The sequence below is a fragment of the Flavobacterium suncheonense GH29-5 = DSM 17707 genome, from assembly GCF_000430025.1.
GTDB classification, from domain to species: Bacteria; Bacteroidota; Bacteroidia; order Flavobacteriales; family Flavobacteriaceae; genus Flavobacterium; species Flavobacterium suncheonense.
On record NZ_AUCZ01000004.1, the window covers coordinates 119,466 to 141,161 of the forward strand.

The window sequence follows — 21,696 nt, forward strand, 5'->3', positions numbered from 1 at the left end:
TTGAAATCACAACAAGAACTTTTAATAAAGTTAGCCCATACCAAAATGCCCTTCGGAAAATACGAGGGGTATTTTCTTATTGACCTGCCCGAACATTATATTGTCTGGTATCACAACAAAGGTTTTCCTAAAGGCCAATTAGGCGAGCAGCTTCAATTGGTTTATGAGTTAAAACTCAACGGGCTTGAAGAACTCGTACGAAACATTCGTAAAAACTTTCCGAAGCCGAGATGATTTTTTTGATTTTTAGATTGTTGGATGATTAGACGTTAAAGAATTTTTGACTTGTTTGACCGGAAGCTTTATTCGACTTCTTATGCTTTTCAGAATGTCCCAAAAATCAAAATCGCAAAAGATTTTGTAATCCGCCGCACCAACAATCCGAAAATTTGTGAATCCAATTATCTAACCATTCAACAATCGAATCATCTAATAATCCAATTCTTCAACAATAGTTAATTATTCGTTATTTTCTAAAATTCTAAAAATCCAACCGTCCAATAATCGAATTATAATTGTATTTTTGCCAGGTTTTTTTAAACAACAACACAACGAAATAAAACAACACAATGAATCAGACGAAGTATATTTTTGTTACCGGAGGTGTGACCTCTTCTTTGGGAAAAGGAATTATCGCAGCTTCTTTAGCAAAATTATTGCAGGCAAGAGGGTACAGAACCACAATCCAGAAATTCGATCCGTACATCAACGTAGATCCGGGAACTTTGAATCCTTACGAACACGGAGAATGTTACGTAACCGATGACGGCGCAGAAACCGATCTGGATTTAGGACATTACGAACGATTCCTGAATGTGCCAACCTCTCAGGCGAATAACGTAACCACGGGAAGAGTGTATCTTTCGGTGATTGAAAAAGAGCGACGCGGGGAATTTTTAGGTAAAACGGTTCAGGTGGTACCGCACATCACCAACGAAATCAAGGAACGCATGCAGTTGCTTGGGAAATCGGGTGATTATGACATTGTGATTACAGAGATTGGCGGAACGGTGGGAGACATTGAATCGTTACCGTATATCGAGTCTGTTCGTCAGTTGTTGTGGGAATTGGGAGATAACAACGGAATCGTAATCCACTTAACTTTGGTGCCGTATTTGGCTGCTGCAGGAGAGTTGAAAACGAAACCGACACAGCATTCCGTAAAAACCTTAATGGAAAGCGGAATCAAAGCCGATATTCTGGTTTGCAGAACCGAGCACGAATTGTCTCAGGACTTGCGTCAGAAACTGGCGTTGTTCTGTAATGTGAAGAAAGAGGCAGTAATTCAGTCGATTGACGCTTCTACTATTTATGATGTTCCGAATTTAATGTTGGAAGAAGGTCTGGATAAAGTAGCGCTGAAACGTTTGGATTTACCGGAAAAAAACAGCCCGGATTTAGCCAACTGGAACGAGTTCCTGCACAAACTGAAAAACCCGAAACACGAAGTAAACATCGGATTGGTAGGGAAATATGTGGAATTGCAGGATTCGTACAAATCCATTTTGGAAGCGTTTATCCACGCGGGAGCTGCCAATGAGACAAAAGTGAACGTAATCAGTATCCATTCGGAGTATTTGGATGCCAAAACGGCAGAAAACCAGCTGAAAGGATTGGATGGCATATTAGTTGCTCCGGGATTTGGCGGTCGCGGAATTGAAGGGAAAATAGAAACCGTTCGTTATGCGAGAGAAAACAACATTCCGTTCTTCGGAATCTGTTTGGGTATGCAGATGGCGGTCATCGAATATTCGCGAAATGTTTTGGGATTAGCCGATGCGAATTCCACCGAAATGAACGAAAACACGCCACATCCGGTAATCTGTTTAATGGAAGAGCAGAAAAACATTACCGATAAAGGCGGAACCATGCGTTTGGGTGCCTGGAAATGTCATTTAAAAGACAACACACTGGCTTATAAAATTTACGGAAAATCGGATATTTTAGAGCGTCACCGTCATCGTTATGAGTTCAACGGCGATTATCTGGAAGCGTTGGAGAATGCCGGATTGAAAGCCACGGGAATTAACCCGGATACCGGTTTGGTGGAAGTGGTGGAATTGGAAAACCATCCGTTCTTTATCGGGGTGCAGTACCATCCGGAATATAAGAGTACGGTAGCCAATCCGCATCCGTTGTTCGTGAATTTCGTGGCAGCCGCGGTAAAAAATAAGATTTGTTGCTAAACAAGAGCAACTTTTAAAAAGTAGTTTACTGCCGAGAGCCTAATGCTCAAAGCACAATAATATGGAAGAAAAAAAATTAGACGGTAAAACCATTTTAGGGTTTGTATTAATCACAGGATTAATGCTTTGGATGATGTACAACAACATATCTGAAGAGAAAAAATCCATAGCGGAAGATGCTAAAAAAGCCAAAACAGAAAAAGTAGAACAGGCCAAACAACAGGCAATTGAAACAGCAGTTACGGCTGCTTCCGATTCCACAAAAGCGAAAGCCCTGCAAAGTGTTTTGGGTTCCTTTGCCTATTCTGCCTCATTGCCATCCGCTAAAGACGAGGTTACCGAACTAAAAAATGAATTGTTAACCTTAAAAATTGCCAACAAAGGAGGTTATATTGCCGAAGCAGTAGTGAACAATTTCGAAAGTCTTCACAAAGGTTCTCAAAAGCCGATTGAACTGATTAAAAACAACAATGCGAATTTTAATCTGCAACTGCAAACGCAGGACAACCGTGTTTTAAACACCAAAGATTTGTATTTCGAGCCGACCCTTGCGAAAGAAGGCGAGAATCAGGTACTTTCCATGCGTCTGAAAACCGGTGAAAACCAGTTTCTGGAATACCGTTACGTATTGAAACCGAACGAATATATGATGGATTTTTCCATCCGTACACAAGGGTTAACCAGTGTTTTAAATACTTCAAAACCTGTTGATTTAGACTGGAACCTGAAAGCGTACCGAAACGAAAAAAGCGTTAGCTATGAAAATCGTTACACTGATTTGCGTTACGAATACGAAGGCGGTAAAGACAACTCTTTAAGTGCCGCGAGCAAACTGGATGAAAAAACGGTTGAAGACCTGACTTATGTGGCTTTCAAACAGGATTTCTTTACTTCGATCTTATTGACCGATACACCGATTAAAACGGCACAGCTGAAATCGGAAAACTTAGTTCATGATGATAAGGTGGATACCGTGTTTACCAAAAACTTCTCCGCAAAATTGCCGTTGGAATTCAAAGGAGGCGAACTGAGCTACAACATGAATTGGTACTACGGTCCGGCCGATTATAAAATTCTTAACAAATACGACAAAAACCTGGACGAGGTAATGCCGTTAGGCTGGGGAATTTTCGGATGGATCAACCGTTATGTGTTCATTCCTTCGTATACGTTCCTGAGCGGATTTATCCCTCACGGGATTGCGATTATCCTTTTCACCATTTTGGTGCGTTTGGTGATGTCGCCGGTAACGTATAAATCGTATTTGTCACAGGCAAAAATGAAAGTATTACGCCCTGAAATTGCCGAAATCAACGAGAAGTTTTCAAAAGACCCGATGAAGAAGCAACAGGAAACCATGAAATTGTATTCCAAAGCAGGCGTAAACCCAATGGCAGGATGTTTGCCGGCTTTTGCACAGATTCCGATATTCTACGCCTTATTCCAGTTCTTTCCGTCGATGTTCGATTTGCGTCAGAAGAGTTTCTTATGGGCGGATGATTTGTCTTCTTATGACTCGGTACTGAAATTGCCGTTCCATATTCCGTTTTACGGCGACCACGTGAGTCTGTTCCCGATTTTGGCTTCGATTGCGATTTTCTTCTACATGAAAATGACTACCGGAGACCAGGCGATGAGCACACCACCGCAGGAAGGAATGCCGGACATGGGGAAAATCATGAAGATTATGATTTACATTTCGCCAATCATGATGTTGTTCTTCTTCAACAATTACGCCTCAGGATTGAGTTTGTACTATTTTATTTCGAACACAATTACCATCGGTATCATGCTGGTGATTAAGAATTACATCATCGACGAGAAGAAAATTCACGCGCAGATTCAGGAGAACAAAACCAAAGACAAGCCACAGAGCAAGTTCCAGAGAAAAATGCAGGAAATGATGGAACAGGCTGAAGCGCAGAAAAAAGCAAATCAGAAGAAATAATTTCTAAAAAAATAAAAGAACCCTGCAGTTGAATGAAAGTTTAAGGCAGGGTTTTTTGTTGGAAAACCATATGAAAATTGCAATAGTAGGATACGGAAACATGGGTAAAACCTACGCAGGGAGTTTTATCCACTCGCGGTTTATCAAAGCAGACGATATTTTTGTGTTCAACAGAAGTATTCCGGCTGAAAAGGAAACCTTTGGAATCCCCGCAGGCAATTTTTTTACTGAAATTAATGTCGGAATTTCAGAAGTCGATATTGTAATTCTTTCGGTTAAACCTCAGGATTTCAGTTCGGTATCGGCTAATTTGAAGAATTTTATTTCCGATAAGCAAGTGTTGCTTTCCGTCATGGCAGGCGTTAAAATCGAGACGATTGAAAAGCAACTGCAATGTTTCAAAATTGTCCGTTCCATGCCTAATATTGCGACTCAGATTGGTATGGGGATGACGGTTTTTTCAGCTTCATCGGCCATTGACCGAAAAGAATTGTTTATCGTTCAGAACTTAATCAACACCACCGGAAAATCGGTTTATGTGGAAGAGGAAAAGCTGATTGACGCCGCCACAGCAGTTTCCGGAAGCGGACCGGCTTACGTTTTTTATTTTATGAATTCGATGATCGAAGCCGCACAACAATTAGGGTTTTCCCAATCGGAAGCGGAATTGTTGGTCAACCAGACCTTTATCGGGGCAATAAATCTGCAAAACGGCAGTTCTTTATCCAATCAGGAATGGATTGCCAAAGTGGCATCCAAAGGCGGAACCACCGAAAAAGCATTGGAAATTTTCAGTGCAAACGCAACGGAAGCGGTAATTGGTAAAGCCGTTATGGCCGCCAATGAACGAGCTTTAGAATTAGGTTCATAATTTTGGAACAATAATTGAAGAATAAAAACTAATTTTGACAAACAAATTTTTCACCATGAACAAACTTTTTGCCTTAGTTTTTTTAGTAGTTACCGCTGTTATGTCGGCACAGGAAATCAACAAATTTGATGAAAACGGAAAACGTCACGGCCTTTGGAAAGGCGTTTATGAAGATTCCAAACGTCCGCGTTACGAAGGAACTTTCGAACACGGAAAAGAAGTTGGCGTTTTTAAATATTACGACAATACGGCTAAGCTGGTGGTAATTGCCACACGCGATTTTTCGGCGAATGACGGGTCACATTACACTACTTTTTACAATCAGAAAGGATTTAAAGTGAGTGAAGGGAAAGTAGTCGGAAAGGACACTTATGAAGGACTTTGGACCTATTACCATTTGGATTCCCCTAAAATAATGGCTTTGGAAAATTATTCAAAAGGAAAACTGCATGGCGTTAAAAAAGTATTCTACAATACCGAAAAAATTGCGGAAGAAGCCAATTATGTTAACGGTGTAAAACAAGGTCCTTATAAAAAATATGCGGAAAACGGAGTCGTAATGGAAGATTCCAATTTCAAAGACGGAGAATACGACGGTAAAGCGACGTTCCAAACCGCTGAAAAAAAGATTACCGGACAAGGCGTATTTAAAAATGGCAAAAAAGTAGGCATCTGGAAAATTCTTGAAGACGGAAAACTGAAAAACGTAAACATGAATTTTCAAGGGAAAAAATTTGAAAAACGAACAAAACCCGTAGAAAAATACAACGGGAATTAATACGAAATAAGCGAATGAAACGTGTAGTGGTCGGCCTTTCCGGCGGTGTGGATTCTAGTGTTGCAGCCTATCTTTTAAAAGAACAGGGCTATGAAGTGATTGGCCTTTTTATGAAAAACTGGCACGATGATACCGTAACGATTTCTAACGAATGTCCGTGGCTGGAAGACAGTAACGATGCCTTGTTAGTAGCCGAAAAATTAGGCATTCCCTTTCAAACCGTCGATTTAAGCGAACAATATAAAGAACGTATTGTCGATTATATGTTCAACGAATACGAAAACGGACGAACGCCCAATCCGGATGTTTTGTGCAACCGTGAAATCAAGTTCGACGTTTTCATGAAAATCGCCTTAAGCCTTGGTGCCGATTATGTGGCAACAGGACATTATTGCCGAAAAGGAACCCTCGAAAAAGACGGAAAAGAAATTTATCAGTTGCTGGCCGGCGTAGACGGTAACAAAGACCAATCGTATTTTTTGTGTCAGTTGTCGCAGGAACAACTTTCAAAAGCACTTTTTCCGATTGGCGAATTGACCAAACCGCAAGTACGTGAAATTGCCGCCCAAATGGAACTGGTTACGGCCGAGAAAAAAGATTCCCAGGGCTTGTGTTTCATCGGAAAAGTACGCTTACCGGAATTTTTACAGCAACAACTACAGCCGAAAGAAGGTTTAATCTATGAAATTGCTGCGGATAATCCCGTTTATACCGAAGAAAAGCCGCAATTTTCCTCCTTGGAAGAACAACTGGCTTACGAAGCTAAAAACATAGCTTATTCCCCGGAAACGGGTAAAGTGGTCGGTAAACACCAGGGCGCACATTATTACACCATCGGACAGCGCAAAGGCCTGAACGTAGGAGGAACCAAAGAGCCGTTGTTCATTATTGCAACCGATGTAAAATCCAACGCGATATACACCGGACAGGGCCACAACCATCCAGGATTGTTCAAAAAAGCACTCTTTGTAAAAAACACCGAAGTGCACTGGATTCGCGAAGATTTGGCGTTAAAACCGGGTGAAACTCTGGATATTATGGCTAGAATCCGTTACCGTCAGCCGTTGCAGAAAGCCAGACTGCATCAATTTGAGAATGGGTTGTACGTAGCTTTCGAAGAACCGCAGTCTGCCATTACCGAAGGACAATTTGTTTCGTGGCATCTTGAAGATGAATTAGTTGGTTCCGGAGTAATTTCATAAATTAGCGCTTTCCAAATCAGAAAGCCATGAAAAAAGCGTACCTGTTTTTAGTTTTTATAATTAGTTTTGCGGCTTTTTCGCAAGAAGATGCGTGGGTCTATTTTACAGATAAACCCAACGCTCAGGCCTATATTGACAACCCGCTGACGATGCTTTCCCAAAGAGCATTAGACAGACGAGCTGCACACGGCGTGGCCATTACCGCTCAGGACGCTCCGATTCATCAGTTGTATATCGATCAGATTACAACGGCTTCAGGAATTACGGTAAAGGCAAAATCCAAATGGATGAATGCGCTTCATATAAGAGGAACGCAGGCCAATATTGAAAATCTCGAAAGCCTTCCTTTTGTGGATCATATTGTTTTTGCCAATCCGGCCCTCAATCCAGCCGGAAGAGTTTCCAAAAGCCAAAAAGCGGCTTATACCAATAAATTTCAGGATGTACAGGAAAATTTCAATTATGGTGGTTCTTCCAATCAGATTCAAATGCTGAACGCGCACTTTTTACACCAACAGAATCATACTGGTTCGGGTAAAATAGTAGCTATTATGGATGCCGGTTTTCCGGGTGTAGATACGCAGGCGCCATTTCAGCATTTGCGGGATAACAATCTGATTTTGGGCGGTTATGATTTTGTAAACAAAACGAACAATCCTTACGTTGGCTATCAACACGGTACTCAGGTCCTTTCCAATATGGGAGGTTTTGCAGACAACCAGCTTGTCGGAACAGCTCCGGATGCGCAATATTATCTGTTCATCACCGAAGATATTTCCAGTGAAAACCCGGTTGAAGAAAGCAATTGGGTGGAAGCCTTGGAAATGGCTGACAGTTTGGGTGTAGACGTTGTAAATACATCATTAGGCTATTTCACCTACGACAATCCGAATTACAGTTACGAATATGCCGATTTGAACGGTCAGGTGGCTTTTTCGTCCCGCGCAGCCGATATTGCCTTCAGCAAAGGAATGATTTTGGTTATTTCAGCCGGTAATTCGGGAGCTTCTTCCGACCCATATGTAAGTGTTCCGGCCGATGCCGCTACTGCGCTAACCATTGGAGCAGTTAGCAGTTCGGAAGTTAAGGCAGGTTTCAGTTCCATCGGTCCTACAGCCGATAACCGAATCAAACCGGATTTAATGGCGATGGGCGTTGGTGCAACCGTTGCCACGCAAACAGGAGCCATCTCAACAAACAGCGGAACTTCTTTTTCAAGTCCTATTTTGGCCGGAGCAGTAACCTCTTTCTGGAGTGCTTTTCCGGATAAAACCAATGCGGAAATTGTACAGATGGTAAAGGCTTCGGCCGATAAGTATTCCAATCCGGATAACAATTACGGGTATGGTATTCCGGATTTTCAATTGGCCTATACTAATGCCTTGTTAGCAAATGCAGAATTCGGTAAAACCACTTTTTCCGTCTATCCGAATCCGGCAAGCAATCAGATTGCCGTGAATTTTCCGGAAAACATTTCCAATGCTCAAATCACGATTTACAATAATTTAGGGCAGTCGGTGTTAGCAAAGAATGTTGAAAACAATGCCGTCATAACGCTTGATAATTTAAACGCAGGCCTTTATATTTACAAAATTACTTCGGGTAGCACATTCAAAACCGGTAAGCTGATTAAGAGGTAATTACATTAAACTCATGAATAGAATAACACAACTTTTTAATATCAAATACCCGATTGTTCAGGGCGGAATGATCTGGAACAGCGGCTACAAATTGGCCAGTGCAGTAAGTAATGCCGGTGGTTTAGGTTTGTTAGGTGCCGGTTCGATGTATCCGGAAGTCCTTCGGGAACACATTCAGAAATGCAAAAAAGCTACCGATAAACCTTTCGGGGTAAACGTTCCGATGCTGTATCCGAACATTGAAGAAATCATGAACATTATCGTGGAAGAAGGTGTGAAAATCGTTTTTACATCTGCCGGAAACCCAAAAAACTGGACTTCTTTTCTGAAGGAAAGAGGGATTACCGTGGTGCACGTGGTAAGCAGTTCCAAATTTGCATTAAAAGCACAGGAAGCCGGTGTAGATGCAGTCGTAGCCGAAGGATTTGAAGCCGGAGGACACAACGGAAGAGAAGAAACCACTACCATGACTTTAATCCCGATGGTTCGCGAAAACATTACCATTCCGTTAATTGCTGCGGGAGGAATCGCGACCGGACGAGGCATGTTGGCTGCCATGGTTTTAGGTGCCGACGGTGTTCAGATGGGAAGCCGTTTTGCCGCCTCGTTTGAAAGTTCTTCACACGATAACTTCAAGCAAACCATTTTAGAAGTAAAAGAAGGTGATACACATCTGACTTTGAAAGAATTAGCGCCGGTTCGACTGGTGAAAAATAAATTCTATAACGACGTTCAGGAATTGTACGCCAAATGCCCGACTGTGGATGAATTAAAAACGCTGTTGGGAAGGGCCAGAGCCAAGCGCGGGATGTTTGAAGGTGATCTGGACGAAGGTGAACTGGAAATCGGTCAGATTGCAGGACTGATTCACGATATCAAACCGGTCAGTCAGATTGTGGAAGAGGTCATGACAGAGTTTAAAGCAGCCCAAATTCAAGTGGCATCATTATTGTAAATGTTCAAAGAAAACGAAATATGAAATTTTTAAAGAATATCAGTTTATTGTTCCTTTTGTTTATTGGGCTTAACGCTTCAGCTCAGGTGTATCGATTTGAAACTACGGGAGTGAGTATGAGTGTTAAAAGTGCAAAAGGAGTTTGGAGTGCTTATACGCCTTTCAAAGACGCTAAAATTGTCATTACGCTGGATACGAATAAAGACCGAATCGTGGTGTATTCCGAAGTGATTCAGCTGTATACCATTTTGGGGTATGACGATCCGAAAACCAACGAGCAGGGCAGTATTGACAGTTTTCAATGCGTAAACAACGATGGTGAAAAATGCGTTCTGGTGATCCGAACTGATAAAGACAGCAAACAAAAACAGCTGTACATTAAAGAAGACAGCCGCGTTTTGGTGTACAACATGAAATATGTAAAATAAGTAAAGTCCCGGTTTTCGGGATTTTTTATATAAAATAAATAAGAATGAGAAGAGTGTTGCAACTGGTGATTTTAGGAATCGCCTCCGCTACAATGGCACAACAACGCCCGAAACTGGTGGTAGGTATCGTGGTCGATCAGATGAAAATGGAATACCTGTATCGTTTTTCGGATGATTTTTCGGCGAACGGTTTCAAACGCTTGATGAAAAACGGTTATACCTTCCACAACATGCATTACAACTACATGCCAACCTATACGGCGCCCGGCCATGCTTCGGTTTATACCGGAACGACGCCGAGTGTACACGGTATTGTTGGAAACGAGTGGTTCAATAAAGCTACCGGAAAAGAGATGTATTGTACCGATGACGCTTCCGTAGCAACCATCGGAGACGGTACCAAAAGTGAAGGGGAAATGTCACCGAAAAATCTTCAGGCCACCACCATCACCGATGAACTGAAACTGGCCACCAATTTCAAAGGAAAAGTAATCGGAATCAGTTTAAAAGACCGCGGAGCGATTTTACCGGCCGGGCATTTTGCCAACTGGGCCTTCTGGTACAGCCAGACTGGTGCTTTTATATCCAGCACTTATTACGGACAGCAGTTGCCGGATTGGGTTACGGAATTCAACAATCAGAAACATTTTTTGAAGTATATTGACAAAGGCTGGAATCTGCTGAAACCTAAGGAAACCTACAACGAAAGTTTAACAGACAACAATCCGTACGAAGGAAAATTGTATAAAAAAACACCTTTTTTTCCGTACAGTTTAAAGGAAATGTATGCAGATAACAATGCCGGAGTGTTGCGTTCGACACCTTTCGGAAACAATCTGATTATTGATTTTGCAGAAAAAGCCATCGAAGCCGAAGCCCTCGGAAAAGACAATATCACCGATTTTCTTACGGTTAGTTTTTCAGCCACGGATTATATCGGGCACACCTTAGGGCCGCGTTCCATAGAGTTACAGGATACTTATCTGCGTCTGGATGAATCTATCGGGGAATTCCTTGCGTTTTTGGACAAAACTGTCGGCAAAGACAATTACCTGGTTTTCCTGACCGCCGATCATGCCGGAGCAGAAAACGTAACCTATCTGAAAGACAACAAATACGATGTCGATAATATTCCGTGGAAGAACATCGAACGAGCGTTGGCGGAGTTTTCGGTTAAAACATTCGGGGTGGATTTATTGTTGAATTACTCGAATTACAATGTTTTTCTCAACAAGGAAACCATCAAAACAAAAGGATTGGAACTTTCCAAAGTGAAGCAGGCTTTTAAAGATTATCTGTATGCGCAGCCTTATGTGAAAAAAGTGTATACCGAAGAAGAAATTTTATCGGCTTCGTCCGGTGATTATTACGCCGGATTTGTCGCCAAAGGATATGATCCGGTTCAGAACGGCGAACTGGTGGTTAATTTCAAACCTGGTTATGTAGAATATTCCGCAACCGGGACCACCCACGGAAGTCCGTACAGTTACGATACGCATGTGCCGATGCTTTTCTACGGCTGGGGCATCAAAAAAGGGGAGTCGCACAATAAAAAAGTGATTACGCAAATTGCCCCGACTTTGGCCCAAAAACTAAAAATCCCGTTTCCGAACGGTACCGAAGCCCAGGTTTTGGAAGAAGTTTTGAATGATTAAAAAAAAGCCCGTTTGTAAAAACGGGCTTTTTTAGTGTTACAGTTCAATTTCAATCTGATTTCTCAAAATGTCCTCAAACGTTTCGCGCTTGCGGATTAAATGCGCTTTGCCTTCATGCCATAACACTTCCGCCGGTTTAAAACGGGAGTTGTAATTAGACGACATGGTAAAACAGTACGCTCCGGCATTGCGGAAACTCAAAATGTCACCTTCCTTAATTTCCGTAATTCTTCGGTTGGTGGCAAAAGTATCGGTTTCACAGATATAGCCCACAACGGAATAGAAACGCTCTTTTCCTTTTGGATGGGAAATGTTTTCAATATGATGTTGCGAGCCGTAAAACATCGGACGGATTAAATGATTGAATCCGGTATCAATTCCCGCAAAAACGGTGGAAGTAGTTTGTTTTACCACATTTACTTTGGCTAAGAAATATCCTGATTCGCTTACTAAAAATTTTCCGGGTTCAAAGGCTAAAGTCAGTTCACGGCCGTATTCTTTTTCAAAAGCCAGAAAGCGTTTGGTTAGTTTTTTGCCTAATTCTTCCACATTGGTTTCGATATCGCCTTTTTTGTACGGTACTTTGAATCCGCTACCGAAATCGATAAAATCCAGTTCTTTAAAATGTTTCGCGGTGTCGAACAGAATTTCAGCGGCATACAAAAACACTTCAATGTCCAAAATATCAGAACCTGTGTGCATGTGAATTCCGTTGATGTGCATATTCGTGTTTTCCACAATGCGCAGCAAATGCGGCAACTGATGAATCGAAATCCCGAATTTACTGTCGATATGACCCACCGAAATATTCGAATTTCCGCCGGCCATCACATGCGGATTGATGCGGATGCAAACCGGAATATTAGGATGTTTGGCACCGAATTGTTCTAAAATAGATAAATTATCGATGTTGATTTGTACCCCTAAAGCGGCTACTTCTTCAATTTCATCCATAGAAACTCCGTTGGGTGTGTAAATGATGTGATCCGGGGAAAAACCGGCGTGTAAGCCCAATTGTACTTCCTGAATGGAAACCGTATCAAGTCCGGAACCCATCTTCTTCAGTAGCTTAAGAACAGATAGGTTTGACAATGCCTTGACTGCATAATTGATGCGTAGCTTTTCTACCTTGGAAAAGGCATTGGTTAAACGGTTGTACTGCGATTCGATTTTCGCGGCGTCATACACATACAAAGGACACCCGAACTCTTCTGCTACTGAGAGTAATTGATTAGATTCCATAAATGATTAAAATTTTCGTAAAAATAGCAAAGATCTGTATGGTGTTTTTGTTAAATTTGTAATTATTTTAAATTTTGTTAGATAATTTAAAATTTATAACGATATGTTTGATTCTTCACAACAAAGAAGACAGCTGTGGATTATTTTTATAAAATAATACTTATTTGTATAAGAAAAATAATAAATTTATAGACCCAATCTGTAGGTTAACATGGCTAAGCGAGGCATCACAGAAAATTTAAAACTTCCGAAAGTCTACTTTCTTTTTTTTGTAGTCTTCTTTTCCTGTGCGTCGTTAATCCTCGTTAATTACGGGACGATAAGAATTTTATCGGCCAACCGCGCGTATGTTAATGGTGAGTCGCACTATTCCAAAGGGCAAAAAGATGCAGTCCGTCACCTGACAACCTATCTCTATACAAAAGATGAAGAGCAATGGATCTCTTTTCTTGAAGAAATAAGTGTGCCAAAAGGAGATGGCTTGGCGCGTATGGCTTTAATTAAGAATCAGAGTGATGATTTGGTGAAGCAGGGATTAAGAGCCGGCAGGAACAAAGAGGAAGATCTGGACGATATTATCTGGCTGTACAAAAATTTTAATAAAGTTTCCTTTTTTACCAAAGCCATGAAAGAATGGGAGGCAGGTGATAGTTCGATTGATGAACTAATTCAAATCGGAAACGAAATCCATCAAAAACTTGCGGTTTCGGATTTAGACGCTGAAGAAAAGCAGGCCTATCTTCTCCAAATCGGAGACATCAGTGAAACACTGACAGAGAATGGCAGGAATTTTTCAAATGCATTAACAGAAGGGTCTGGAAAAATTAAACAGTATTTAGTTTTTGCCAATATATTTTTTATACTGGTCATAATAAGTGCCGTAAGTCTCTATTTTTCCGTCATGCTGAAAAAATTACTGGAATCGGCAAAAGAGATTGAGCTTAAGAACAAAAATTTAGTACTGGCCAACAGAGAGCTCGACAGTTTTGTTTACAGTGCTTCCCACGATTTGCGTTCGCCAATTACATCATTAAAAGGGTTAATCGAAATCGCGAAAGAAGAAAAAGACCCGAATCAGGTACGGCATTATTTCGGGCTGATGAATCAAAGTCTTACGATGCAGGATCAGTTTATTAACGACATCATCGATTATTCCAGAAACAAGCGAAAAGAAAGGGTTCTGGAAATTGTGAATTTTGATAAAATTGTCAATGATATTCTGCTTCAGCACAATTATTTGAGCGAGGCGAAAGCCATCCAAATAAAAAAAAATGTAGAAATCGACGAAATGCACACCGATGGTTTGAGATTAAAGATTATTTTGAATAATTTAGTCTCCAACGCCATCAAGTACAGTGATAAAGATAAAAATGACAAGTTTATAGAGATTGCGGCCCATCACGAGGACAGTTTTTTCAAAATTGAAGTAAAAGACAACGGAATCGGAATAAAAAAAGACATTCAGGCCAAAATTTTCGAAATGTTTTTCGGTACCGATCATAATCTGGGGTCCGGTTTAGGGCTTTACATCACAAAACAGGCGGTTGAAAATTTAAAGGGCACGATTACCGTCGCCTCAGAAGTAAAACAAGGAAGTACATTTACCGTAATTATACCCAAATACCATGAAACCTGATTGCTCCATTCTGCTAATCGAAGACAATAAAATAGATCAGTTGGTTACCACAAAACTCCTCAAAAAAACCTTGGGAAATTTGGATATTAACATTGTGAGTAATGGTCGGGAAGGAATAGAATGGCTCCATGCACATGAAAAAGATTTCCATTCGCTCATTATTCTTCTCGATATTAAAATGCCCGTAATGGACGGCTTCGAATTCCTGACAAATTATGATACGTTATCAGAAGAAATCAAAAACGGAACGGAAATTTTTATGCTTTCCTCAACTTTAGACTCCACCGATATTGAACGGGCAAACGAAAGCAACTATGTAAAGAAACTTTTCAGCAAGCCGCTGCCGGTTCAGCAATTTAAAGAGATGATTACGCTTTGATTTCGGAGGCTGCACTTCGTTAAAACGTTTTTGCAAAACTATTGCATTAGGCAAGCTTGCCGAGTGTTTTATCCAACTCTTTTTCTTAAAAAATGTTGTGTTATTTCCGTAAAAAACATTAGGCACATTCAATATACTTTGTTATTTTTGTGGCACTTTATTTAAAGCAAAACACATCTATTATGAATTTACACGAATATCAGGGAAAACAAATATTAGCAAGCTACGGCGTGCGTGTACAACGTGGTTATGTAGCAAATAATGCAGAAGAAGCAGTTGCTAAAGCCAAACAACTTACTGCAGAAACCGGTACAGGCTGGCACGTAATCAAAGCGCAGATTCACGCAGGTGGCCGCGGAAAAGGTGGTGGTGTTAAGTTGGCTAAAAACTTAGACCAGGTTAAGGAATTGGCCGAGCAAATTATCGGTATGGATCTGATTACGCCGCAAACGCCTCCAACCGGAAAAAGAGTACACAAAGTATTAGTAGCTGAAGATGTTTATTACCCGGGAGAAAGTGAAACCAAAGAGTTTTACATGTCGGTTTTATTAAACCGCGGTAAAGGCCGTAACATGATCATGTATTCTACAGAAGGTGGTATGGATATCGAAGAAGTGGCAGAGCACACTCCGGATAAAATCTTTACCGAAGAAATCGATCCGTCTGTTGGATTACAAGGGTTCCAGGCCAGAAGAATTGCTTTTAACTTAGGGTTATCCGGTGAGGCATTCAAAGATATGGTAAAATTCGTAGATGCTTTATACAAAGCGTATATCGGTTCAGATTCTTCCATGTTTGAAATCAACCCGGTATTGAAAACTTCCGATAACAAAATTATGGCTGTTGACGCTAAAGTAACTTTAGATGACAACGCTTTATACCGCCATGCAGATTTAGCCGAGATGAGAGACATCACGGAAGAACGTCCAATCGAAGTAGAAGCTAAAGAAGCAGGATTAAACTACGTAGACTTAGACGGAACCGTAGGATGTATGGTAAATGGTGCGGGTCTTGCCATGGCAACTATGGACTTAATCAAATATGCAGGTTATGAGCCGGCAAACTTCTTAGACGTAGGAGGTACAGCCGATGCAAAACGTGTGGAAACTGCTTTCCGTATTATTTTAAAAGATCCTAACGTAAAAGCAATCTTAATCAACATCTTTGGTGGTATCGTTCGTTGTGACCGTGTGGCTCAGGGAGTTGTAGATGCTTACAAAAACATGGGCGACGCAATCAAAGTGCCAATCATCGTGCGTTTACAGGGAACCAATGCTGAAATCGCTAAAGAATTAATCGATAATTCCGGAATGCCGATTTTATCCGCAGTTCAGTTCCAGGAAGCGGCTGACCAAGTGAAAGCGGCTTTGTCTTAATCAGAAAATCAATTTAGAGTATAAAAAGAACCCGAGTTGTAAGCTCGGGTTTTTTATTTTTTAGAGAATTACTATTACTATTTGCTATCCTTCTTTTTGCCGTTTTTAAATTTAACATTCTGAACGACGGGTTCTTTTTTAGGTGCCGGTTTGGCTTTACCTTTCGGAGCAATTTTCTTGAAATCAGCTTTGGGTTTTTGAATTGCTGTTTTTGGTTTTGCCGCGTCGTTCTTTTGTGCTTCCGCCTTGTGTCCTTTTAAAACCTCCATCGGATTTTTAGGGTTTTCTTTGGTTCCGCGAAGGTGAATTACCAAACCATTCAGGAAATTGCGCAATACCTGATCGCCGCAATCCACATATTTTGGATGGTCTTCATTACGGAAGAAGTTACCAATTTCGCCTTTGGAAATCCGGAAATCCACCAATTCTAAAATTTCCACAATCTGGTCGTCCCGTAATTGTAAGGCCACGCGTAACTTCTTGAATATATCGTTATTGTTCATAATTTTGTGTATCTGATGCAAAGATAGGAGTAAACCAAACAGAAATTTGTGTTATTTTAGCAAAAAATACAATTATGGATACTTACGAAGAAAAAATCAGTTTAATTTCAGAGATGATTGCCTTTGCCGTGGTAGACGGTGAATTGCATGACCGGGAATATGATTTTCTTTGGATAGTAGCTCAGGAACTGGGCATTCAGAAAGATGTTTTTCTCGAATTATTCGGCAAGCGCGACTCGATAAAAGTCATTAAAGACGAGCATCACCGCATCATGCAGTTTTATCGTTTGGCATTGTTAATGCATTGCGACGGCGTGTTACACGAACGGGAAATCAAAGCCATCAACGAAATCGGCATCAATATGGGACTGAATCCGATGGGAATCAAAAAGACCTTAAAAGCAATGGCCCAATCTTCAAATAAAATGATTGAGCCGGAGTTTTTACTTTGCGCTTTTATGGAACAGCATAATTAATAAAAAAAGGACGGTATTAACACCGTCCTTTTTTCTATCTCTTTTCTCTTTTAATTATGGGTAATTGAAAAACTGCCATTTGAAATAGTTACAGTCTGAACGCCATTATTAACAGTGTAGTTAAAAGTACCCGAAACGGTATTTCCGTTATGCGAAGTAATTGTAATGGTTCCGCTGGTTAAGTTGTATTCGGGTTCACTATCTGAATTTCCGATACCTGCTGTAAAACCGGAATCAGAGGTAAGATCATAAGTTCCGGGAATAACATTATTAGGGAAGCCAATAGAATATAAACCAAAATCTGAGGTTAGAGTAGCGTTATTTCCATTTACCAAAATCTGATTGGTTTCACTGTTTTCGATAATCGTAACAAACTTTTTATCATCTAAATTGTTATCCATAGAAAAAGATGCTCCGCCATTTCTGGATAAACTCATAGTGCCATTGGAATAGTAATTGGTTGACATAACACGAACATTGTTAATTTGCCCGTTTGTAATACTTATACTGTTTCCTGCCAAATCAAAAATTGTCCCGGAAAAGGTTCCGGAGATTGTACCGGCTTCAAGGTTGTAGTCTGTAATTGTTAAAGTAAAATTTCCGCCTGTTTCAGTACTTGAATATGAATTTACTTCATTGCTATACGACAGATGCGCAGAAGAATTTTCATCATAGTTGAAAGTTCCTTCATAAACATTATTAGCAGGAATTGTAATATTTATGACAGTCATATCCATTTTAAACCCACTGATGTTGAAAATGGTCTGATTTTCTCCAAACGCGTCAAAACCACTTATAATTGATGTTGCCCCACCAGGCATTGAAGCCCAAGATTGCCCATTAACGGTAGCTGTGATTGAAGCAGATAGCACAGTATCAACAGCATCACTACTGTCACTTGAACAGGAAAAAAGCACAACAGAAAGTGCTAAGCTTAAAAAGGATAAAAATTTTCTAATCATTTCGATATAATTTTTCGTTTGTGCGAATATAGAAAAACCTTTGAATCAGAAGGATTGATAATTCGGGCTAAAGAAAAATGTCACAATTTATCCTGAAAAAGTTTAATTTCATCCCGAAGTTTTGCCGCCTGCATAAAGTCCAGATCTTTGGCTGCTTTTTCCATGGCTTTTCGCAATTCCCGGATTTTCTTCTCGATTTCAGGTTTGGATAAGTACAGACTTTCGGGTTCTGAGGCTTTCTGCGCTTTGTCTTCAAAATATTGGGTAGATACGGAATTACCAGCCAGCACATTCCCTAAGCTTTTGTTCAATGCTTTCGGAACCAGGTTGTTAGTCTTGTTGTAATTCATCTGTTTTTCCCGACGGTACGCCGTTTCATCGATGGTTTTTTGCATCGAAGCCGTAATTTTATCGGCATACATGATGGCTTTTCCGTTTACGTTACGGGCAGCCCGTCCAACCGTTTGGGTAAGCGAACGATGACTTCTTAAGAAACCTTCTTTATCTGCATCAAGAATAGCAACCAGGGAAACTTCCGGTAAATCCAGACCTTCCCGTAAAAGGTTAACGCCGATTAACACATCGAAAATTCCTTTTCTTAAATCCTGCATGATTTCCACGCGTTCCAATGTATCGACATCGGAATGGATATAACGGCAACGGATGGAAACTTTGGTTAAATATTTCGTCAGTTCTTCGGCCATGCGTTTGGTTAAAGTGGTCACCAAAACGCGTTCGTCGGCTTCGCAGCGCAATTGTATTTCTTCAATTAAATCGTCAATCTGATTTTCGCTGGGGCGGATTTCGATAATCGGATCCAACAACCCGGTCGGGCGAATTACCTGCTCTACATAAACGCCTTCCGATTTCTGCAATTCATAATCCGCCGGAGTCGCCGAAACGTAAATCACCTGATTCTGAAGGCTTTCAAATTCCTCAAATTTCAACGGACGGTTGTCCATCGCGGCAGGTAATCGAAAGCCATATTCCACCAAATTTTCTTTGCGGGAACGGTCGCCGCCGTACATCGCGTGCACCTGAGAAATCGTCACGTGACTTTCATCGACTACCATTAAATAATCGTCAGGAAAGTAATCTAAAAGGCAGAAAGGACGCGTTCCCGGTTGTCTTCCGTCCAAATATCTCGAATAGTTTTCAATTCCCGAGCAATAGCCTAATTCCCGAATCATTTCCAAATCGAAATTGGTGCGTTCTTCCAGTCGTTTGGCTTCTAAATGTTTGCCGATTTCTTTAAAATAATCGACCTGTTTTACCAAATCCTGCTGAATTTCCCAAATGGCATTCTGCAACACATCGGGCGACGTCACAAACATATTGGCCGGATAAATGTTCAGTTTTTCGTATTTCTCGATGACTTGAGCAGTTTTGGCATCGAAAGCTTCAATTTCCTCAATATCATCGCCGAAGAAATGCACGCGGAACGGTTCATCGGCATAACTCGGGAAGATTTCCACGGTATCACCTTTAATGCGGAAGGTTCCGGGAGTGAATTCGCCTTCCGTTCTAGAGTATAAACTCTGCACCAAGCGGTGTAGTAATTTGGTGCGGGAAATGGTCTGGTCGCGTTCAATGGAAATCACGTTTTTCTGAAATTCCACCGGATTTCCGATACCGTACAAACACGAAACGGACGCCACCACCAAAACATCACGACGTCCCGAAAGCAGAGCAGAAGTGGTGCTCAAACGCAATTTTTCCAGTTCGTCGTTAATGGACAAATCCTTCTCGATATACGTTCCCGTTACCGGAATAAAGGCTTCCGGCTGGTAATAGTCGTAATAGGAAACGAAATACTGTACGGAATTGTTCGGAAAAAACTGCTTGAATTCGGAATACAGCTGGGCGGCAAGCGTTTTGTTATGTGCCAAAACCAAGGTCGGTCGTTGTACTTCCTGAATGACATTCGCTACCGTAAACGTCTTTCCGGAACCGGTTACCCCCAAAAGGGTCTGGTACTTTTCATTGTTGAGGATGCCTTTGGCTAATTTTTCAATGGCCTGAGGCTGATCCCCCATCGGTTTGTAATCGGATACGACTTGGAATTTCATTTTGAGGAACTAAGATGCTAAGGTTCTGAGCAGCAAAGATAAGGAATTTAAGGTGTCTTTTAAAGTTGATACAGCACCGGTTTCTAAAATAAAAACCGCAGTTTCTCTGATTTTAAACGTATTGAATCAAAGAAGCTGCGGCAGGAATATTCAGAAAATGGATTTTTATTTAAACTTCATGGCCAATGTTATGATGTGTGAATCCAGGCCGTTGCTCCGGGTGTAAAAACCGTAACGCAATTCCAGGCTGTTGATTCTTTTTACGTGGAAAATACCTTTGTCGGCATCGGTAATTTTATAGCCCAATCCAATCATATGACTGCTGAATTTCGACAAATCGTAATCACTGGTATAGAATTCTTCTTCCAGTCCGTGCAGATAAATTGGTTGGAAATATTTCGCAGCCGTTTGGGTATAAAAACGATACGGAACGGAAATCGATGAAAATGCCGTCAGCTTATAACTCGGTTCAAAACTGATGGTATGTGAATTGATGTTCCAGTTGTCCCAATAATAGCGGTAAAAAGTGCGCAACACAATATTATCGCCTAAGAAATAATTCGCCCGGACACCCACCGGAAGTTTAAAACGCGTATCCGGCAATTTTTCCGATTTAACGGTGACAAGTGCGTCATTAAAATACACACGGTTGAATTTGGTGGCCAACAATCCCTGCTGATAGCCGATATCCGTTAAGAAAGCCATCTGGAAATTCCGGTTGAAAACCTGGGATAGCGTCAAGCCTAAATTGTAGGACGTCCTCGGTTTCTTGTCGCCTTGTTTGGCATCATTGTCGGATGGGGCATTCCTCAGTTCAATTGGTAAAATTACTTTCCAGGTATCGAAAAACGCCATTCCTTTTGCGGTGAATTCCCGGTTTTTGTCTTTCGATATTTTGGAAAAACCTAAACTTCCGCCGATGGATGTATAATCAAATTCTCCTGAAAAGGAAAGCCCTGCGCTTAGGATATAATTTTTTTCTTCGTTCTCATAACTGTAGTTCAATGACGGGTACACCCGTACATCCTGATAGGAAGCCGAAGTTACCGTATTTGGGTCAATTTTGTCCGATGAAGCTGAGGTGTAGGAATCAATACCCAATTCAAAACCTAAGTTGTGTTTGTGGTTGTAGCGGTCTCTTCTGGAAACTCTGATTTCGAATGTGGTCGCGATGTCCGTTAGTTTTTCGGTTCCTTTTCCGCCGGTTACGGCCGAATTGTCTCCGTCCTGACTGTAGTAGCTGGAAATAAAATTGACTTCTTCGATTTTCAGTTTTTGCTTTTTGTAAGCTGAACTGTCGGAAGAGGTGGTATCTTGTGCTTTCATGTGGTTACCCAACAGGAATGCCAGTATGGAAGCGGTATAAATTCTTCTTTTCATAATCTTTCTT

Annotated in this window: 19 protein-coding genes; 14 read left to right on the forward strand and 5 right to left on the reverse strand. The window is 41.0% G+C overall.

Going from position 1 to position 21,696, the window contains the following annotated elements; all coding sequences use genetic code 11:
* From G498_RS0102850 to pafA, 10 genes are all read left to right on the forward strand, one after another.
* Positions 1 to 234, forward strand: a complete 234-nt coding sequence (locus tag G498_RS0102850; protein WP_026979761.1) for a DUF3820 family protein — start codon at positions 1 to 3, stop codon at positions 232 to 234.
* A gap of 335 nt (positions 235 to 569) precedes the next feature.
* Positions 570 to 2,186 carry a CTP synthase gene (locus G498_RS0102855; RefSeq protein WP_026979762.1) on the forward strand — a complete coding sequence of 539 codons (1,617 nt, stop codon included), beginning with the start codon at positions 570 to 572 and terminating at the stop codon, positions 2,184 to 2,186.
* A gap of 61 nt (positions 2,187 to 2,247) precedes the next feature.
* Positions 2,248 to 4,134 (forward strand): membrane protein insertase YidC, encoded by a 1,887-nt coding sequence (gene yidC / locus G498_RS0102860; RefSeq protein ID WP_026979763.1) that lies wholly within the window; start codon positions 2,248 to 2,250, stop codon positions 4,132 to 4,134.
* Between the two features lie 70 nt (positions 4,135 to 4,204).
* On the forward strand, positions 4,205 to 5,005 hold the full coding sequence (gene proC / locus G498_RS0102865) for a pyrroline-5-carboxylate reductase (RefSeq protein ID WP_026979764.1): 801 nt from the start codon (positions 4,205 to 4,207) through the stop codon (positions 5,003 to 5,005).
* A 55-nt stretch (positions 5,006 to 5,060) separates the two neighbouring features.
* Positions 5,061 to 5,783: a toxin-antitoxin system YwqK family antitoxin gene (locus G498_RS0102870; RefSeq protein ID WP_026979765.1), complete on the forward strand. Its 723-nt coding sequence runs from the start codon at positions 5,061 to 5,063 to the stop codon at positions 5,781 to 5,783.
* 14 nt (positions 5,784 to 5,797) lie between these two features.
* Positions 5,798 to 6,985: a tRNA 2-thiouridine(34) synthase MnmA gene (mnmA, locus tag G498_RS0102875; protein WP_026979766.1), complete on the forward strand. Its 1,188-nt coding sequence runs from the start codon at positions 5,798 to 5,800 to the stop codon at positions 6,983 to 6,985.
* Between the two features lie 26 nt (positions 6,986 to 7,011).
* Positions 7,012 to 8,625: a S8 family serine peptidase gene (locus tag G498_RS0102880; protein WP_026979767.1), complete on the forward strand. Its 1,614-nt coding sequence runs from the start codon at positions 7,012 to 7,014 to the stop codon at positions 8,623 to 8,625.
* A 13-nt stretch (positions 8,626 to 8,638) separates the two neighbouring features.
* On the forward strand, positions 8,639 to 9,580 hold the full coding sequence (locus G498_RS0102885) for an NAD(P)H-dependent flavin oxidoreductase (protein ID WP_026979768.1): 942 nt from the start codon (positions 8,639 to 8,641) through the stop codon (positions 9,578 to 9,580).
* 20 nt (positions 9,581 to 9,600) lie between these two features.
* Positions 9,601 to 10,008 (forward strand): hypothetical protein, encoded by a 408-nt coding sequence (locus tag G498_RS0102890; RefSeq protein ID WP_026979769.1) that lies wholly within the window; start codon positions 9,601 to 9,603, stop codon positions 10,006 to 10,008.
* 44 nt (positions 10,009 to 10,052) lie between these two features.
* On the forward strand, positions 10,053 to 11,663 hold the full coding sequence (gene pafA, locus G498_RS0102895) for an alkaline phosphatase PafA (RefSeq protein WP_026979770.1): 1,611 nt from the start codon (positions 10,053 to 10,055) through the stop codon (positions 11,661 to 11,663).
* 36 nt (positions 11,664 to 11,699) lie between these two features.
* Here pafA and lysA read toward each other — a convergent pair whose 3' ends face one another.
* A complete protein-coding gene (lysA, locus tag G498_RS0102900; RefSeq protein WP_026979771.1) occupies positions 11,700 to 12,905 on the reverse strand; it encodes a diaminopimelate decarboxylase in 1,206 nt (401 codons plus the stop codon).
* A 211-nt stretch (positions 12,906 to 13,116) separates the two neighbouring features.
* On the opposite strand from lysA, the gene G498_RS0102905 reads away from it, so the two are divergent.
* The 3 genes from G498_RS0102905 to sucC all read left to right on the forward strand — a co-directional run bounded on the left by G498_RS0102905 (position 13,117) and on the right by sucC (position 16,296).
* Entirely contained in the window at positions 13,117 to 14,541 is a 1,425-nt protein-coding gene (locus G498_RS0102905; protein ID WP_026979772.1) for a sensor histidine kinase, read from the forward strand.
* Positions 14,531 to 14,920 carry a response regulator gene (locus G498_RS0102910; RefSeq protein ID WP_026979773.1) on the forward strand — a complete coding sequence of 130 codons (390 nt, stop codon included), beginning with the start codon at positions 14,531 to 14,533 and terminating at the stop codon, positions 14,918 to 14,920. The genes G498_RS0102905 and G498_RS0102910 overlap by 11 nt, the downstream gene beginning before the upstream one ends.
* Positions 14,921 to 15,102: 182 nt before the next feature.
* Positions 15,103 to 16,296, forward strand: a complete 1,194-nt coding sequence (gene sucC / locus G498_RS0102915; protein WP_026979774.1) for an ADP-forming succinate--CoA ligase subunit beta — start codon at positions 15,103 to 15,105, stop codon at positions 16,294 to 16,296.
* Positions 16,297 to 16,373: 77 nt separating this feature from the next.
* Here the strand turns inward: sucC and G498_RS0102920 are convergent, their stop codons facing one another.
* Complete coding sequence (locus G498_RS0102920) at positions 16,374 to 16,799, reverse strand: DUF1456 family protein (RefSeq protein ID WP_026979775.1); 426 nt, start codon at positions 16,797 to 16,799, stop codon at positions 16,374 to 16,376.
* Between the two features lie 74 nt (positions 16,800 to 16,873).
* On the opposite strand from G498_RS0102920, the gene G498_RS0102925 reads away from it, so the two are divergent.
* Complete coding sequence (locus G498_RS0102925) at positions 16,874 to 17,275, forward strand: TerB family tellurite resistance protein (protein WP_026979776.1); 402 nt, start codon at positions 16,874 to 16,876, stop codon at positions 17,273 to 17,275.
* Between the two features lie 50 nt (positions 17,276 to 17,325).
* Here the strand turns inward: G498_RS0102925 and G498_RS0102930 are convergent, their stop codons facing one another.
* From G498_RS0102930 to G498_RS0102940, 3 genes are all read right to left on the reverse strand, one after another.
* Positions 17,326 to 18,237 (reverse strand): hypothetical protein, encoded by a 912-nt coding sequence (locus G498_RS0102930; RefSeq protein ID WP_131387653.1) that lies wholly within the window; start codon positions 18,235 to 18,237, stop codon positions 17,326 to 17,328.
* An 80-nt stretch (positions 18,238 to 18,317) separates the two neighbouring features.
* Positions 18,318 to 20,306, reverse strand: coding sequence for an excinuclease ABC subunit UvrB (gene uvrB, locus G498_RS0102935; protein ID WP_026979778.1), 1,989 nt, complete (start codon positions 20,304 to 20,306; stop codon positions 18,318 to 18,320).
* A gap of 165 nt (positions 20,307 to 20,471) precedes the next feature.
* Positions 20,472 to 21,686 (reverse strand): DUF3570 domain-containing protein, encoded by a 1,215-nt coding sequence (locus G498_RS0102940; RefSeq protein WP_026979779.1) that lies wholly within the window; start codon positions 21,684 to 21,686, stop codon positions 20,472 to 20,474.
* Positions 21,687 to 21,696 lie beyond the last annotated feature (10 nt).